Below are 17189 nucleotides of genomic sequence, written 5' to 3'. Positions count from 1 at the left end.
CCGAATAGGTAAATTCGGAGATTACGGATGAAACAAGATGGACGGAATGGGAAAAGCATTGTTTAATTTTTTGATGGAACATTGTGTGTACCTCCTTGAATTAGAATGAATTTATGATTCTAATCCAAGGGCCGCTCTCGCTACCTATTAAAGTCAATCAGTAGCGAGAGCGGCCGCACATTTTGTGGTGTATGTCAACTGTTTTTATGAAAAAAGGGAAAAATATGGTTAGACACCCTTCATTAAGAATCTAACCATAATATTGCAAAGCGTTAACTAAATGACATTGACCTGTGAACTGTAACGTTATCATGATTTAAAAACCAGTTTTCCCCACCTGCACCATGTAAAACTATCAATCACAGAAAAGTCTGCAAAATAGCCGCCGTATCTCTGTACGCACATTTCCAATCCTCTGGAATATCAGCTTCAATCGTTAAAGTTCCTTGATATCCTGATTCTTTTAAGACATCCAAAAATTCCGTATAATCAAAATCATCGTTGGCGTTCGGGAAGGGGCGTGCCGGATATGAAATTGGATAGTCCAAGTGTATATGGTGTACATAATCTGAATAGGACACGATATCCGTTAGCGGCTCTTTTGCCCAAACCAAATGTCGTAAATCAGCCATTGTGAACAGATTTGGCATATCTACCTCCCGGATAATCCGTACCGCCTCCGGCAGTGTGTTAATATAGTTAGAATACATAGGACCAAGGGGTTCCAAGATAACCTCTACATCATAATTACCTGCAATTTCTGCAAACATGCGCATAAAGTCAATAAACCGATTTTCTTTTTCAATGCTGGTTTCATCTATGAGCAGCCGAGCCTTACCATTTCCAATAATAATCCTGTCCATCCCAAGCAACTTCGCCCTTTGACAAGCATGCTCAAGATAAGCCCTATATTCCAATGCGTTAAAAGAATCCGTAAAAAACCATGGCTTGGCAACCGGAAGTGCCCTTGCTCCTGTCAGCACCGGAAAACCAATCTCATGCACCTTATCACAAAAAATACGAAACTCATTTTCTGTCAATGCTTCAATCTCCGGTACATCCAGTTCCGCATAATCAAATCCAGCCTGCCGGATATTATCATAGTCTGCGATTCGTCCAAAGCCGCCTAATCTCATAAATATTTTCCCTTTCCTCTTCTTGTTATAATCCTGCCTTTGCGTTCATATCATCAAGAATCCTGTTAACATCCAACATCTCTTTTAACGATGCGCGGGGTTTAGCCCCAGTCAACCAATCGTTCAATGTTGTCTTTGTATAAACAGTGTAGTATATGTCACTGTCCGTGTTTAACGGAATATCCACTGGCTCTCTATCATATTCCCTGATTTCCAAACGGTTCTCCGCAAGTATATAATACCCATTCTCCGTGACAATTGTCCAGCGGTTCTCCCGTTTCGATTCCTCCGACATGGGATAAGCATAGCCGCTTTCCAAAAGCAGGGAAGTTCCACTTGGCAGTTTCAGCAATGAAGTCGCATAAGTCTCAATATCATATGGAGAACTATATTGATAAGCGGACGCTAATGTTTTGGCGCTGCAACTGTCTGTCAAAAACAAAGCCATATCTATAAAATGAACACCCAGATTGGTCATGCATCCTCCTCCTGCTGTGCGTTGTGAAAGCATCCAGGAAGAAGTCTCCAGATAGCGGGATGGAGGACCTGCAATAAAACGATAGGACATATGAGTAATTGGTTTGGTAAGATATTTGTTTTTCAGATCATTAACAGTATCACTATAGCGCCAGACAAAAGGAATGGAACAAAAACCGTTCTTTTTCTCGCAAAATTCATATAAGGATTCCACCTCACCAGCATTCATGCCGACTGGTTTTTCCATTGAGAATGGGATGCCCAGCTGTAGAAGATATTCCGCAGTCTCTTTCATCCGGTAGTGAGGCGCAAATGCAAATACGAAATCCGGCTTTGTTTCCATTACCATCCGGCGGTAATCCTGATATGCGGGGCAGCTGTATTTCCCGGCATAGCGTGCAGCGATACCAATGTCGTCATCACTGATACCGACTACCGATTTCTCCGGAAGTCCCGGAAGATACAGCGGTAAATGCCAATGACTGACTCCCAACAAGGCAATCTTCATATTTTCACTCATTTTTTCCCCTTTCGGAATCAAGAAAGTATACTTTTTAAATAGTCAATGGATTTTTTCATTCCAATGGATGCATTCGGAATGTCATCCGGATGCCACCTTCTCTCATATTCCAAAGAAAGCCATCCATCATATCCGTGAGCCTTCACTGATTTCAGTATTGCAGGCCACTCTAAAATGCCTTCTCCCACAATACGAGTGCGGACATTTCTCTCTGATTCATCCGGATGGGATACGTCAGAAGATACAAAATCCTTTCCTTCCAAAAATACCAGGTCTTTTACATGCATATAACTGACATATTGCTGCTGCAGGGAAATGGCCTCTTCATATCCTTCATTTCCCGTAAAGGTCAGATTGGCCTGGTCATACAGGATGCGGACTGCCGGATGGTCAATATCCCGGATTAATGCGGCACTATCCTTTGCAGATACCGCCATTGTATTAAAATGATTTTCCACAATTAACATAACATCCTTCTGCGCAGCCAGATTACCCAGATACCGCAGTGATTCTATCAGTTTCTCTCTTCGTTCTTCCAGATTTTGTGTATCCCCTGCCAAAAGATTCCCACCATAAATACGGATGTAATGCGCATCCAGATACCGGCAATAATCAATCACTTTACGAATGCTTTCGATTTCCGCCTGTCGTACTTCTTTATCCAATGAATTAAAGTAGGAGTTATATGGAGTCAGGCAGGAAATCTCAATTTCATTTTTCTCTGCACAATGCTTCACAATAGAAAGGCTTTTTTCATCGCAATCACAAGGAATCCCTGAACAGTATCCATCCTGAACAACAATTTCCGCTCCATCTGCTCCAATCCTATGAAACAGCTCAATGGCTTCGTTCACCGTATATTCCGGCGTACCCATTGTATGTCCGGCAATTTTCATGTGTCTCTTCACCTCTATTCCATCCCTGGAAGGCCTGCGCTTCGCAGTATCCTATCCAGTAATTCATGTGTCTTATATGCATCCAAAGCATTTGTAAGCGGTACCCTGTCTTCTTTTACACAGTCCAGGAAATGCCGGATTGCATAACTGAAACCAAGCTTATCCTCTGACCGCGCCCATCCCATAGCAAGGGGAGTCATCTCTGTAGTATGCTGCTCCTCTGCATCCGTTATGATGATACTATCAGGCATTTTGATAAAAACAGACCGGTTGCCTCCATGAATCTCAATATTTTCTTCCCACTGGCCGGAACTGCGGTCCGCTATCAGCATACCGGACGCACCGCTTTCAAACAATAACTGTGCTGTAGTAAAGCTTTCGTAATCTGGATCTGTGAATTTAGAAATTGCATGTACCTCCTTCACTTCACCGCCATAAAAACGCATCAAGTCAACAATATGGATTGCATTTTCCAGTGTTGCGTGATATTCCGTAGCCGGACGGTTTTTCTGTCCTATGATAACATCCGGAAGGATATCTGTATAGACTTCTTTGGCTTTCCGACATACCGGAGCATACCGACGGTTAAATCCAATCATCAGTTTACGTCCAGTCTGTTCTGACAATTCAGCCATATGGTCAGCATCTTTTAATGTTGTTGCCATAGGTTTTTCACTATAGACATCTACACCTGCTTTTAGGAGAAAGGATATCTGCTCAGCATGGCATGCCTTTGGGGTAAGCACAAAGGCACAATCCAAATCAAGCTTTACAAGTTCTTCCAGAGACTGCACTACCTGTTGGGCGCCGCACAGACGTTGCGCCTTTTTTGCACTCTCAAGATGATTTGCCATGATCCCAGCCAGCTCCACATCATCAAATCTTGGAAAAACCGGTAGGAAATTATTACTGGCAACATAGCCCACTCCTATCACACCGACACGCAGTTTATTCCTACTCATGAATACCTTCCTCCTCACAGTATGCAGCATAGATTTCTTCTAAAATGCGCTTCTCATCTTCCTTAAGCGGGCGCAGTGGACCACGGCATACATCAGTACGGATAACGCCGCGCAGCTTAAGCAGTGTTTTAAGCGCCGGGATACCGGGAATCCCAACCAGCTTACGGTCCGTTTCCACAATCTTTTTCTGGGTCATGGCCGCGCCTGCATAATCCCCCTCCTGATACTGACGGTAAAGCCTTGTAAACCTTTCGTGAAAAATGCTCCCCGGCCCGGTTACCGTTCCTACGCCTCCGGTCATCAGGCACTGCAAAAACAAGCTGTCACAGCCAATTAAAAGCTCTGGCTTTCTTCCATCTGTTTCAAGATAATCTTCTACCCGCATAAGGTCCGGGCTGCTGTATTTGATTCCCACGATATTAGGAAACTCCTCCATCAACTTTTGCAGCAATCCAGGCTTTACATCATTAGTCGTGCAACCGGGAATATTATATATATACACTGGAAAATTCTCCGGAAGGCCTTTTATAACGTCACGGTAATACTGGAAAAGCGCTTCTTCATCCATTTGGAAAAATGCAGGACTCATAATGCCAATCCCATCTGCCCCAATATCAACCGCATGTGCTGCGTGGGATGCGGTTTCTCCTGTTGTCATACTGCCACACTGGATAAACAACGAAAGGCGGTGAGCGTTCACGTTCGCCATAACCTCTGCCACATGGTCCCTTTCCTCCTTTGTTAGGAGCAGGCTCTCGCCATTTGTCCCGTTGGGATACAGGGCATTTACACCTGCTTCTAACAGATACCGTGTGAAATCCGCAAGCGACGCGTCATCAATAGATCCATCCTCATTCATCGGTGTAATGGTGGGAATAACAACCCCACACAGCCTTTTCTCATACATAACGTATTTCCTCCCACTAATAGTTTTCCCGTGTCTTTGTCAGCAAATCATACAGCGCCTTCTGATCCTCGCTGGCATCCGCCAGAAATTTATCAACAACCGGTTTTACAGCCTCTTCAAATAGCGCTTTATCAACCTCCACAATTTCAACGCCCTGTTCCTTCATTGCCTTCATACCATCCTCGGTTGCCTCTGGCCAGATCTCATTATTCCATACATCAGAGAACTTCTTGCCGGCTTCCAGAACAGCTTCCTGATTTTCAGCAGACAAGCCGTCAAACCATACCTTACTTACGAATACCGGGTCCGGGATAGTGAAATGCTCCGTCAGGGAGAAATGCTTGGCCAGTTCCTGCCATCCATTGGCAACCACTACAGAGGGGGTATGGTCAAGGCCGTCAATGGTCCCCTGCTGCAGACCGGTATAAATCTCGCTTGCACCCAGAGGCGTGGCGATTGCGCCCATGGCATTGGTTGAATCCGCCAGAATCGGATCCTGCATGCAGCGAATCTTAAGTCCGGTAAGGTCTGCCGGGGTATTGACCGTTTTCTTCTGGTTCATTATGCTGCGGCTTCCAATGTCAGTCCACGCAATGATGATAAATCCATTGGCCTGCGCGTCCGCTTCCAGCATCTCGCGGACCGCCGGGTCCATTACAGTTGCACAGGCCTGCTGTCCGTTTTCCCACAGATACGGCAGGGAGAATACAGACCACATGTCATTAAACGCAGAAAGATCCGTGGCAGCGCACTCCGTCATCTCAATGGTTCCGTTTCCCAGGCCCTCAAAGGTTGCGGTCTTATCCCCCAGCTGGGAGGACGGATAGAATTCCATCTTCATACGCCCATCTGAGCACTCTTCAATCAGCTCTCCTAATTTCAGCGCCCCCTCTGCCTGCGTACCGGTGGAGGGATACGTTACCGAATACTTAACAACCACTTGTGAAGCATTGACGGATGCCGCGGTGTCTTTCGGGGCAGATGTGCCGCTGCTGCCTGCAGAAGCAGGGGCCTTAGAGCCGCCGCAGGCGGCGAGGCTGATTGCTGTGGCTGTTATAAGTAACATGGATATAAGATTCTTTTTCATATGGTTAATCTCCTTTATCATTCTTTATTAGTTAATTACGCCCACCACATCTCTGTTTTGTCTTCCATTATCAAAGATTCTTTGACAATCCTGACCGCTTTTTCCAGGCCTTCGAACCGGTTGATCAGGCTATCCTCATGTTCAATACTGACCGCCCCATCGTATCCAATGATACGCAGTGTGGAAAAAATATTTTTCCAGTAAGCCGTATCATTGCCATAACCAATGGTCCTGAATATCCAGGAGCGATTAATTTCATTGCTGTAATGTTTGGTATCCAGGACGCCGTTAACCGCGGTATTGATTGAATCCACCTTTACATCCTTGGCATGTACATGATAGATTGCGTCCTTAAGTTCCCGGATGACCGAAACAGGGTCCATTCCCTGCCAAAGAAGATGGCTTGGGTCAAAATTCACCCCAATCTCCCTTCCAACCGCCCCGCGTAGCCGTTTCAAGGTTTCAGAATTATAAACCATAAATCCCGGATGCAGTTCCAATGCAATCTTCGTCACGCCATTCTCCTTTGCAAAAGCGGCAAACTCCTTCCAGTATGGAATCAATACCTCATTCCACTGATAATCCAGAATCTTAAGATAATCATCCGGCCAGGGACAGGTCACCCAATTGGGGGATTTTGAATCCGGACAGTCTCCGGCACATCCGGAAAAGCAGGTAATCGTGTCCAGTCCCAGTTCTTTACAAAGGCGTACCGCGTCCCGCATATCCCCGTCATGGGCAGCTGCAATTCCTTGATCCGGGTGAATGGGATTGCCATGGCAGGAAAGAGCGCTGATAGTCAAACCGGAATCCGCTATGGTCCGCTTAAATCCATCCATCTTTTCTTTGTCCCCAAGCAAAACAGCGGGATTAACATGGGACTTGCCAGCATATCCGCCGCATCCCAGCTCTATTGTCTGGATTCCTATGTTCCGAAAATAGTCCAGGGCCTTTGCCAGGGGTTTGTCCTGCATAATATTCGCTACAATGCCAACCTTCATTCTGATTGTTACCTCTCGTTTTTAATTAACACTGGTCCAACAGCCTGTTTTCGCGCTTTCAAATATCTTATCCAGAACCTGCATCTGATGCAGCCCATCTTCAAAGTCTGCGTATGGATTAATCGGCTTTACTCCACGGATTGCTCCATAAACAGCAATAAAATTCTGTTTAAAAGCATCCGGAAACCCCTCTGCGTGACCGCCCGGATAGGTTATGATTGGCGCAGTATCCGGATGAGCCAGCCCACGGTCTTTTGTCAGCAGGCGATTAGGTTCATTTCGGTATCCAAGCTTCAAATCACCAATGGCTTCGCTGTCCCATTCAGCAGAAATTTCCGAACCGGATACCCGAATCGTGGTCTGGTTTTTCCTGCCCTGATACACCTGGGAAAATACAGCACTGCCAACAGCTCCATTCTCAAAGCGGACCGTAACATAAGAAGTATCCTCTGTATCCACTGCTACGTCCTTTAAATTCCCTGCCAGATTCATCTTTCTCACCGGCAGATTGGTCTGGAACTCCGCAAATACCTCTTTTACTTTACTTCCAATTACATACTCCGCCAGGTCAATCCAATGGGAACCAATATCTGATGTGACGCGGGTACTTCCGCCTTTGGCGGACAACATACGCCAGTTAAAATCCGATTCCTGGGAAAAGCAATCCTGTAAATATGCTCCATGTACGCCGTATATTTTACCCAGAGCCCCATCCAGAATCATATTGCGCAGCTGATGGTTGGCGGGATAGAATCGGTTATGTAAATTAATTGCATGGACAAGATTACTTTTCTTTGCCGCTTCCAGCATTTCTTTTGCTTCCCCAGCATTCCTTGCCATGGGTTTCTCACAGATTACATGAATTCCATGTTTGAATGCGTAGAGGGCAATTTCTTTATGCGTATGGTTCGGTGTACAAATATGGATACAGTCCGGTTCTACTGCTTCAATCATCTCACGATAGTCTGAGAATCCATTTGGAACATCCAGCTCCTCTGCCTTTTGTACCGGGTCTACAATATCCACCAATGCCACAACATCCACACCTGGCACACGCTTAAGCGCTTCCACGTGCGCCGCTCCGATAAATCCTGACCCAATAACCGCTGCTTTTAAACGTTTCATGTCCGTTCTCTCCTCCTGTCTCATATTATGCTTATGCCCTTACTGCTCAAGAACCAGGGCTGCCGCCCCGAGAAGGGCCGCTTCATAACCTAGCGGAGTCTTTACAATATCAATATCCTGCATCTGTTTAAATGCATTCTGCTGAACGGAAACGCGGATAGATGGAAGCAGAAGATCAAGGGACGCGGCAACCCCACCGCCAATCACAACTGCCTGGGTATTTAAAATATTAATGCAATAGGAAATACCACGTCCCAGGTATGTACCAATCTGATTCAAAATATCCAGGGCATCCGTGTTTCCTGCCCTGGCAAGAGCTGCGCATCCTGCCCCATCCGGCTTTAACCCCATCTCATCCAGCGCTTTTGCAAATGCGGGAGATGTAAGCCTGCGCTTCCTTGTCTCCCGTATCAGCGCTGTCCCGGAACCATGTGCTTCCAGGCATCCATACTGACCACAGGGACAATGAGCCGGCGACTTATATTCAACTTTTAAGTGTCCCAGCTCACCGGCAAAACCAAGGCCTCCCCGCACCAGCTTTGAACCTTCCACCACGGCGCCGCCCACGCCTGTACTCACTGTCATCCATATGAAATCCGTATAGTTATTTCCCAGTCCAAACCGCTTTTCGCCAATGGCGCAGGCGTTGACATCATTCTCGCACCGCACCCTTGAAATCCCAAGGTTTTTACTCAAATAGCCCGCGAATTCCACATTTTCCCAGTTTGCATAAGGTGCGTAAAGCAGAATTCCCTTTTCGTTGTCCACAATTCCCGGAAGCGACACCCCCAGTCCGGTAAAGTCCTCTGCCTGTAACTCAGTCCGATGCATCAGACGTTTCATTGCCTGTACGCACAATTCCAGATGCGTCTCATATCTTGCGACAATGGACGGAAAACTTTCCTGTATCAAAATTCCGCCATTCTCATCCAGTATAGCAACAATGGTTTTTGTTCCGCCAATGTCTAGTGCCGCAATATACATATCTTCATCCTCCAATATGCCTTACGCCCCCACATTGTCTGCATAAATCTGCTGTGAGATTGCATGTCCCAGAATTACATGAATATCCTCAACAACACCATAATTCTCAGATGGGATAATCATTGCAAAATCAGACATGCCGATTATCTTACCACCTTTATCCGCAACAACACAGGCTGTTTTTGCACCAATCTCTTTTGCGTACCGATGAGCTTCCACAAGATTTGATGAGCTTCCTGAAACAGAAAAGGTTAATACCAGGTCGCCCGGCTCCAGAAAATTCTTCATCTGCTCAACAAACGTTGTCTCATATCCACAGTCATTACCAAGAGCGCTGAAAATTGCTCCGTTATCTGCCGGTGAAAAAATTTTCAGGCGTTTGGAATCTCCTCTGTTAATTCCTTTGCCAAAATCACATACCCAATGGGATGCGGCGGCCGCGCTTCCACCATTGCCAAGCACAAAGAGATGTTTTCCGTTATTCCTAGTCTCCTCAATCAAATCAAACAGTTTCTGTATATCCTCTCTCTTAAGGCCATCAATCGTATCATTTAACATTTCACTATATGTATCAAAGAACATTTTTCTTTCCTCCAATTTCCTCTTTATACTTCTTCCACATATTCTCCGGAGTTATCCTCCAGTATGTCATAGCCTGCGCGCAGGTAAAGGTCAAGCTGGGGCGGTGTCGCGATACCAAGCGTTACAAAGTCCTCTGTATTTTCCGCTGGATTGCGGGTGCCGTGCAGGACGCCGGGAGGCGCAAACACAATATCTCCTGTCTCAACCGGAATCCACTTGTCATAAAGGTAACACTCACCCTTACCGCTGTGGATGATGAGGATTTCCTCAGAAATGGGATGCTTATGGGGCGCAAATTCCTTACCTGGCTTATGAAATCCAACCGCGATATTTGCTCCGCGGCATCCCATCTTTGGATTTAAAGCGAAATGAACATCGTGTCCATTTGGCATTGTCCACACTTCACCGCCGCTGATACTAAACTTTCCTCCATATTTCAATACATGCTCTTTGTTTGTCATTACAAAATCTCCTTTTCCTGAAATTATTCTATCATTCAATTTTTTTATGATCGAAACCGGATAACCGGCTTGATTGCAAAACCAGACATCATGTCATCAAACGCCTTAAGGGCATCCTTATAATCATAAACCGTAATCAGCTTCTTTAAGTCATCCTGAAGCCTCACCAGAATATCAACTGCCGCGCTGGTACCATCTGTCTTTAGATGTGGATACGGGCCCTTGGAGCCCAGAATGGTCAGCTCTTTGCGCATAATGGGCAAAAGCTCTACCTGGTCTGCAAAGCCGCTGTAAACACTGCCCACCACGATGCGCCCTCCCGGACGGACCACCTGGAACGCGCTCTGAAGGACCGGGAGCGCTCCTGTAAGCTCAATAATCACATCCGCACCCTTTGAACCGCACATTTCAAATATCTGGTCCTGCCAATTCCCGTCATTGCTGTCAATCACATCAATAAATCCAAGACTCTGCACTTTTTCCAGACGCGCCTTACTATTATCCACTCCCACAACCACATCTACGCCCATGCTCTTTATAATGCGGGCCGCAATCAGCCCCATGGGTCCCATGCCAAAGACAACCGCCGTCTCCCCATGCTTCACATCAGCCCGACGCGCCACGTGGTAAGCACAGTTGGTTGGTTCCAGCAGAGTTGCGGTAATATCATCAATGGTATCCGGAACAGGGCTGATAAAACTGTATTCCGGCGTATTTAACACCAGGGTTTCCTCTGAAAATCCTCCGGGCAGAAGGGCATCATTCATGCTCCTGCAATAATTGGGAATCCCGTTGCGGCAATTCCAGCAGTGTCCGCAGGCCCTGGAAAGCTCACTTGCCACGCGCATGCCCTTCTTAATACCATTTGCGCCATCGCCAGGATCTGCTACCACGCCGGAAAACTCGTGCCCGAAATATCTTTCATTCTCAAGGGAACGTTTTCCACGGTAAAGCGCGATATCGCTTCCGCAGATACTGCAGGCCGTTACATCAATCTTAACTGTTCCCGGCTCAAGGGCCTTAATGTCCCCGCAGTTATCCTGTAATACTAATTTCCCATAATCAACCAATGCCACTCTTCTCATAATATCTATCCTTTCCATACCTCCGGACGTATGTCCCGGTATCTGACTACAGCATAATTCATCCAAAAATAGAACGGGCGTATTTAATACCGTTGCCCATATGTTCAACCGACTCTTCAAAGGTGTCATACCAGAGTTTCCACGGATAAAGCCCAAATACCTCAAAGGAACAATACCCCTTAAAATCCACTTCCCGAAGCGCCTCCGCCACAGACGCAAAGTCAAAGTGTCCATCTCCCGGCGCCTGGCGGTTTGAGTCCGCAAGATGCAGGTTTGCCAGGGTATGTCCATATTTGCGGATGGTTTCAGCCGGATTTACTTCTTCTATATTCAGGTGATAGGTATCCGCCATGGTACGCACATTTGGAAGGTTCACCATATTCACAAAATTTACCGCTTCTTCCAATGTGTTCAAGAAGTTGGTTTCATACCGGTTAATTGCCTCCACCGCCAGGGTAACCCCTTTTTCCTGGGCATACAGACCAACCCGGCGTATTACCTCAGCCATACATTTCACTCCTGCCTCCCTGTCCCAGTCAGGCTCAAAGCTTCTGGTCTTTCCGCCGCTTCCCACTATAACGGTAGGGCATTCCATATCATATGCAACATCCACTACCTGTTTCAAATAGGCGGCAGACTGATTCATCATCTCCGAATCCGTGCTCAAAAGCCGAATGGTTCCGTCGAAAATATAGTGAAGGGCGCTGCAAACAATTCCTGCATCATGAATCCAGCCTAAAACCTCTTTTCGGCGCTCCGGGGTGGATTCCACCGGCAGGTGAAGGGCCGCGGTAAGCTCCACGGCGTCATATCCCAGCTTTGCCGAAGTATCAATAATTTTTTTCAGATCCGCCATGCCAAAGGCCGCGGTACAGGCACTAAACTTCATATATATCTCCTCCTACAATTAATTTCCTTATACGGTTATACCACACTGTATCCCAGCATCACCGGAACATAGGTGACCAGCGACGGGATATAGGTAATCAGCAGCAATGCGGCAATCTCTGCAATTAGATATGGAATAATGCCCTTGATGCATTCCTCCACCGTAATATCTCCAATTCTGCTTCCTATAAATAAGCAGTATCCCAGCGGAGGCGTAATGTTACCAATGGTAAGGTTAAGCGCCATGATAACACCAAAATGAATTGTACTGATACCAAGAGCAGCCGCAACTGGAGCCAGAATCGGAGCAAGGATAATAACAGACGCTCCTCCATCCATGAACATTCCCATAATAAGAAGCAGGATATTCACAAGCATCAGAAATACATATTTGTTACTTGTTAAGGAAAGAATCAGGTCATTCACAATAACCGGCATCTGGAGCGCTGTCAGACCGTAACTGAATATCCGGGCACAGGCAATAATCAGCAGCAATGGTGCCGCACTGTTAACCGTTGCAAGCAGCAGAGACCAGATATCCCGAAGCCTTAAGGTGCGGCTGACAAAAAGACTGACCAGCAGACTGTAAACAACCGCAATGGCGCCCGCTTCTGTAGGAGTACATACACCTCCCATGATACCTCCCACAATGATAACCGGCATGCCCAATGGGATGATACCATCAAGAGCAACCTTCACAACTTCGTTGCGGCTCAGCCGTTCATCGTGCTTCGGAAAATGATACATGTGATTACGGACCAGCAATACAATCATCAGTATCAAGCCCACCAGAATCCCCGGTATCAGGCCTCCCATAAACATTGCTCCAACCGAACACCCAACCGCGGTGGCAAATACAACCATGATGATACTCGGCGGGATAATTGGCCCGCAGGTAGAAGCCGCAGCAATAATTCCAACCGCCTCTTTTGTGGGGTATCCCTCCTCTTTCATGGCGGGAATCAGGATACCGCCCATGCAGGAGGTACTTGCCTGTGCGGAACCGGTAATGCCGCCAAAGAACATACTCGCCACAATACTGGAAAGCCCAAGACTGGCGGGCAGGCGTCCAATCAGCAGCATTGCAAACCGAATCAGCTTCTCCGTAATCTTTCCCCGGTTCATAATCTCACCTGCAAGCATGAAAAACGGTATAGCCAAAAGGGGCAGGCTTCCTATGCCGTTAAAAATAGACTGTGGAATAACCAGTGTGGCAAGAGGAGTTGCTGTGGATGATGCCAGTGCCACAAGGCTGAGCAAACCGGTAAACATCAGGCTGATGTAAATCGGGATACCTGCAATGATAAAAATAAAGGTCAAAATGACCAGGAGCGCAATTACTTCTCCCATCTATGTTTCCTCCTATTCATTCTCGGACGCTGCGTCCGTTAATATCTTTGTCTTGACCACCTTCAGATACTCATAAATGCAAAGCCCGAATCCCATGGGAATTGACATGTAAAAATACATTCTCGGAATACGAAGTACCGTACTCTTCATGGTTCCGCCTAAGGTAAACTGCATTGAAATCACGAACATGAACACCAGCAACACAATCGTAAGTATATTGATTGCAGCCCGCATTGCAATTCGCGCCGTTCTTGATTTCCGGTTGTTAATAAAAGAGGTGAATTCCGCATGACCATTGGAACGCACTGCTCTTGCACTCCCAAACATGCCCATGGCGACAAGCAGCATCTGGTTCACTTCGTCCGCCCATAGAAAACCTGTATGTAAAACATAACGCCCAAATACACTTCCCGCTGCGATCACCACAATCCCTGCCAGGCAGAACGCAGAAACAATGTCCTCAATCCACGCAACCACAGAATCAAACCTTTTAAAAGTCATCTTGCCCTCCTTATCGAATACTGTAATCGATTACAATTTATGTCTATAGCTTAATGGATATTTCTATTGTTGTCAATTGTTATTTTTGCTGATATTATTTTGTATTTATTGTTACTTTTTACTATATTTAGCTTTGTTAATATCTGTTCGGATTTTTTTAAATTGTAATCGATTACAGTCATGTCAAATAGCAATTTAAATTATTTTGCATGTTTTTCTTGCAATGCCAACTTTAATGTTATAAAATGTAATCGATTACAGTATTTATCATTAAAAAATAGTTCTGCTCCATATAAATGCGTTTTTCAATTTTTGTTTCTTGGGAGGATAAATATGAATGCACCAACCATAAAAGATGTAGCGAATGCCGCAGGAGTTTCCGTTGCAACCATATCCAGAGTGCTCAGTAACCCCGATCTTGTCAAACCGGCAACAAAGGAACATGTACTTCAGATAATCAAAGAAATGAATTACCAGCCAAACGTTCTTGCACGTCAGCTTCGGACTCAGACAACAAGAGCTGTCATTGTTATTGTTCCTAATATAGAAAACTCCTTTTTTCATGGAATATTATCAGGTATCGGTACGGAAGCTGAACGGCAAGGATATCAAATGCTGATTGCTGATTTAAAGAGCCAGCCGTCCTTGGAAAAGCATTACATTGAGGCAATTAAGCAGCGGCAGGTGGACGGAATCATTTCCCTATCCGCTAATATGACACAAAAGCTAGAAACACTGATTACGGAAAGATACCCTTTAGTTATGGTAGTGCAATGCGTACCCAATTACAAAATACCAAGCGTTTCCATTGATAATATGGCTGCTTCAAAAGCGCTTATGACTCATCTTATCCGGCTTGGACACCGCGAGATTGCACACCTCACTGTATCACCTTTACAGATGCCTTATCAGGATCGTCTCAACGGTTATATTTCTGCTCTTGAAGAACACAAAATTCCTGTTGATAATGAACTGATCAGTTACGGAGAACCCGCCATCAAGGGCGGCTATGATCAGATGTGGACATTACTGGCAAAACAAAAAAAATTCACCGCTGTATTTGCCGCAGGTGATACAATGGCAATTGGTGCTATGAAAGCATTAAAAGATCAGGGACTGCGTGTTCCTGAAGACTGTGCTGTTGTCGGCTTTGATGATATTGATCTTTCTTCTGTATGGGAACCAGCGATTACCACAATACGTCAGCCCAAGGAGATGATGGGAAGGATTGCATTCCAGAAACTGCTGGCCCTCATGCAGAATGAACCTATTGCAGTCAGTCAAGAATATCTACCATACGAACTGGTAATACGGGAAAGTTGCGGCTATTTTCTATGACTAACAGTGCCTGATATTTTCTCAGGTTATTACACAAATAAAAACTTATCACTTTACAGCATATTCAAAAATATTGTACATAGTGCTTTATCGTAGAATGCGTTTGCGACAAACATATCAAAGGAAAGTAATCTTTACAAGCCAAAAACCCTGGAAGACTCATCTCCCAGGGCCAAGGCATCTATTTCTCACGCCCTGAAAAACACCCATTTCCAGGACGCAAATTCGCTCAATTTTCCCTCAAAAACCACCACATCTTGTGGTTTTATCCACTTATCCTCTTCAAAAACCACAACCGGCATCTAAACTACCGCAGCTTAATGCCTATGCATCGAAAACTCATCCATCGGATACTTCTTCAGATTCTCCAGCACATGCCTCTCCTCAGCAGCTCCAATCAGCTGATCCCTGGCCTTCTTGGCCTCTGTCTCAGTTTTATGCCGGCTGGGACCGCCCACGCAGCCGCCCACACAGGCCATGCCTTCCACGAAATCTTCCGGAAGCTTTCCCAACTTCATCAGCAGCAGGGCCTTCTTGCACTCTGCGGCTCCGTTGCAGCGGGCTACCTTGATATCCGTGTTCTCGTCCATCTCCTTCAGACATTCCAGAACGGCTGCCGTCACTCCGCCGCCGTTGCCAAAACGCTTTCCAAACACAGAGCTTTCCTGATAATCATTCTCTGCCGGCTGAAGCTCCACTCCCTTGGCGCGCATCATGGCTCTTATCTCACCGAAGGTCATTGCATAGTCTGCATTGCCCTTTACATTCAAATCCATGCTCTCACTCTTCTTGGCTATGCAGGGGCCGATGAATACCGTGACCGTATCCGGATTCTGGCTCTTTATCATTCTGGAGACAGCACACATAGGTGACACCGTGGTGGACATATTCTCCAGCAGCATAGGAAAATGCTGCTTAATCATGTTCACAAATGCGGGACAGCAGGAGGTAGTCATTTTCTTTCCCTCCTTATTTGCCTGGGCCCATTCCTCTGCCTCGTAGGCAGCTGTCATGTCTCCGCCCAATCCCACTTCTATCATATCCGCAAATCCCAGCTGCTTTAATGCAATCTTCCAGCTGGCCATGGTTATGTCAGGGCCAAACTGCCCCTCCGTAGCAGGAGCCACCATGGCAACCACCCGTTTTCCTGCTTTAATCAGGCGAATCACATCTACCATAAAGGTCTTGGAACCTATAGCTCCGAACGGACAGCTATGGATACAGGCTCCGCACTGGATACACTTCTTCTCATCAATCACGCAGATACCGTACTCATCATAAGTGATGGCATCTACCGGACAAATTTTCTTACACGGGCGCTCCAGATGAGCAATGGCGTTATAGGGACAGGCCTGTGAGCACTTGCCGCATTCCTTACATTTGCCGGGCTCGATATAGGCCCGCTCACGCCCCATGCTGATGGCTCCGAAATTGCAGGAGTTCTGACAGGCCTTGCCCATACATTTACGGCAGTTGTCAGTCACTATGTAGGATGCAATGGGACACTCCTCACAGGCCGCATTGATGACCTGGACCACATTGGATGTGTCCTTACCGGTCGGACATTTTCCTTCTGCCAGGCGGACCCTCTGCCGGATGATTTCTCTTTCCTTATAGATGCAGCAGCGGTAAATCGCCTGAGGTCCCGGTATCATGGAATATGGAATCCGCTCCCGCTTCTCGTCCAGATTCCCTTCCCATGCAGCTTTAGCCACCTCGTAAAGTACATCGTGTTTCAAACGCAGGATCGTAGCATCATTGGTTACCATCTTTTTCTCCTCCTCGTTACGGGCACGTGGAGACCGTCCTATGGTCTCCTGCGCGCAATACATATCATTGGCATATGCCATAGTCTGCTTCTATATCACAATTCGTATTTGTTAAAATTA

Annotated in this window: 17 protein-coding genes; 1 reads left to right on the top strand and 16 read right to left on the bottom strand. The window is 46.2% G+C overall.

The window, feature by feature from the left end; translation table 11 throughout:
• Positions 1–359 precede the first annotated feature (359 nt).
• From G614_RS0101095 to G614_RS0101025, 15 genes are read right to left on the bottom strand one after another with little or no spacing between them, the layout of a single operon-like run.
• Complete coding sequence (locus G614_RS0101095; protein ID WP_027640442.1) at positions 360–1136, bottom strand: sugar phosphate isomerase/epimerase family protein; 777 nt, start codon at positions 1134–1136, stop codon at positions 360–362.
• 25 nt (positions 1137–1161) lie between these two features.
• A complete protein-coding gene (locus tag G614_RS0101090; protein ID WP_242827966.1) occupies positions 1162–2121 on the bottom strand; it encodes a Gfo/Idh/MocA family protein in 960 nt (319 codons plus the stop codon).
• 29 nt (positions 2122–2150) lie between these two features.
• Positions 2151–3029 carry a sugar phosphate isomerase/epimerase family protein gene (locus G614_RS0101085; protein ID WP_044917281.1) on the bottom strand — a complete coding sequence of 293 codons (879 nt, stop codon included), beginning with the start codon at positions 3027–3029 and terminating at the stop codon, positions 2151–2153.
• 14 nt (positions 3030–3043) lie between these two features.
• Positions 3044–3991, bottom strand: coding sequence for a Gfo/Idh/MocA family protein (locus tag G614_RS0101080; protein ID WP_027640439.1), 948 nt, complete (start codon positions 3989–3991; stop codon positions 3044–3046).
• The gene (locus G614_RS0101075; protein WP_027640438.1) at positions 3984–4898 is read right to left on the bottom strand and encodes a dihydrodipicolinate synthase family protein; all 915 of its coding nucleotides are present in this window, start codon (positions 4896–4898) and stop codon (positions 3984–3986) included. Before G614_RS0101075 ends, G614_RS0101080 begins: the two co-directional genes overlap by 8 nt.
• Positions 4899–4914: 16 nt before the next feature.
• Positions 4915–5985: a TRAP transporter substrate-binding protein gene (locus tag G614_RS0101070; RefSeq protein ID WP_027640437.1), complete on the bottom strand. Its 1071-nt coding sequence runs from the start codon at positions 5983–5985 to the stop codon at positions 4915–4917.
• A 35-nt stretch (positions 5986–6020) separates the two neighbouring features.
• Positions 6021–6986 carry a sugar phosphate isomerase/epimerase family protein gene (locus G614_RS0101065; RefSeq protein WP_027640436.1) on the bottom strand — a complete coding sequence of 322 codons (966 nt, stop codon included), beginning with the start codon at positions 6984–6986 and terminating at the stop codon, positions 6021–6023.
• Between the two features lie 21 nt (positions 6987–7007).
• The gene (locus G614_RS0101060) at positions 7008–8111 is read right to left on the bottom strand and encodes a Gfo/Idh/MocA family protein (RefSeq protein WP_002588173.1); all 1104 of its coding nucleotides are present in this window, start codon (positions 8109–8111) and stop codon (positions 7008–7010) included.
• A gap of 39 nt (positions 8112–8150) precedes the next feature.
• Positions 8151–9095: an ROK family protein gene (locus tag G614_RS0101055; protein WP_027640435.1), complete on the bottom strand. Its 945-nt coding sequence runs from the start codon at positions 9093–9095 to the stop codon at positions 8151–8153.
• Positions 9096–9116: 21 nt separating this feature from the next.
• A complete protein-coding gene (locus tag G614_RS0101050) occupies positions 9117–9677 on the bottom strand; it encodes an SIS domain-containing protein (RefSeq protein WP_002566049.1) in 561 nt (186 codons plus the stop codon).
• A gap of 23 nt (positions 9678–9700) precedes the next feature.
• Positions 9701–10138, bottom strand: a complete 438-nt coding sequence (locus tag G614_RS0101045; protein ID WP_002566050.1) for a cupin domain-containing protein — start codon at positions 10136–10138, stop codon at positions 9701–9703.
• Positions 10139–10182: 44 nt separating this feature from the next.
• The gene (locus G614_RS0101040; RefSeq protein ID WP_027640434.1) at positions 10183–11223 is read right to left on the bottom strand and encodes a zinc-dependent alcohol dehydrogenase; all 1041 of its coding nucleotides are present in this window, start codon (positions 11221–11223) and stop codon (positions 10183–10185) included.
• Between the two features lie 58 nt (positions 11224–11281).
• The gene (locus G614_RS0101035) at positions 11282–12112 is read right to left on the bottom strand and encodes a sugar phosphate isomerase/epimerase family protein (protein ID WP_027640433.1); all 831 of its coding nucleotides are present in this window, start codon (positions 12110–12112) and stop codon (positions 11282–11284) included.
• A gap of 35 nt (positions 12113–12147) precedes the next feature.
• Positions 12148–13461 carry a TRAP transporter large permease gene (locus tag G614_RS0101030; protein ID WP_027640432.1) on the bottom strand — a complete coding sequence of 438 codons (1314 nt, stop codon included), beginning with the start codon at positions 13459–13461 and terminating at the stop codon, positions 12148–12150.
• A gap of 12 nt (positions 13462–13473) precedes the next feature.
• Entirely contained in the window at positions 13474–13962 is a 489-nt protein-coding gene (locus G614_RS0101025; protein WP_002588168.1) for a TRAP transporter small permease, read from the bottom strand.
• A 333-nt stretch (positions 13963–14295) separates the two neighbouring features.
• Between G614_RS0101025 and G614_RS0101020 the strand changes: the two genes are divergently transcribed.
• Positions 14296–15300: a LacI family DNA-binding transcriptional regulator gene (locus G614_RS0101020; protein ID WP_002588167.1), complete on the top strand. Its 1005-nt coding sequence runs from the start codon at positions 14296–14298 to the stop codon at positions 15298–15300.
• A gap of 317 nt (positions 15301–15617) precedes the next feature.
• Here the strand turns inward: G614_RS0101020 and G614_RS0101015 are convergent, their stop codons facing one another.
• Entirely contained in the window at positions 15618–17069 is a 1452-nt protein-coding gene (locus G614_RS0101015; RefSeq protein ID WP_027640431.1) for a 4Fe-4S dicluster domain-containing protein, read from the bottom strand.
• Positions 17070–17189 lie beyond the last annotated feature (120 nt).

Source organism: [Clostridium] clostridioforme AGR2157 (assembly GCF_000424325.1).
Classification (GTDB): domain Bacteria; phylum Bacillota; class Clostridia; order Lachnospirales; family Lachnospiraceae; genus Enterocloster; species Enterocloster clostridioformis_A.
The sequence above is the reverse complement of the archived record's forward strand: the minus strand, read 5'-3'. Positions and strand labels throughout refer to the sequence as shown.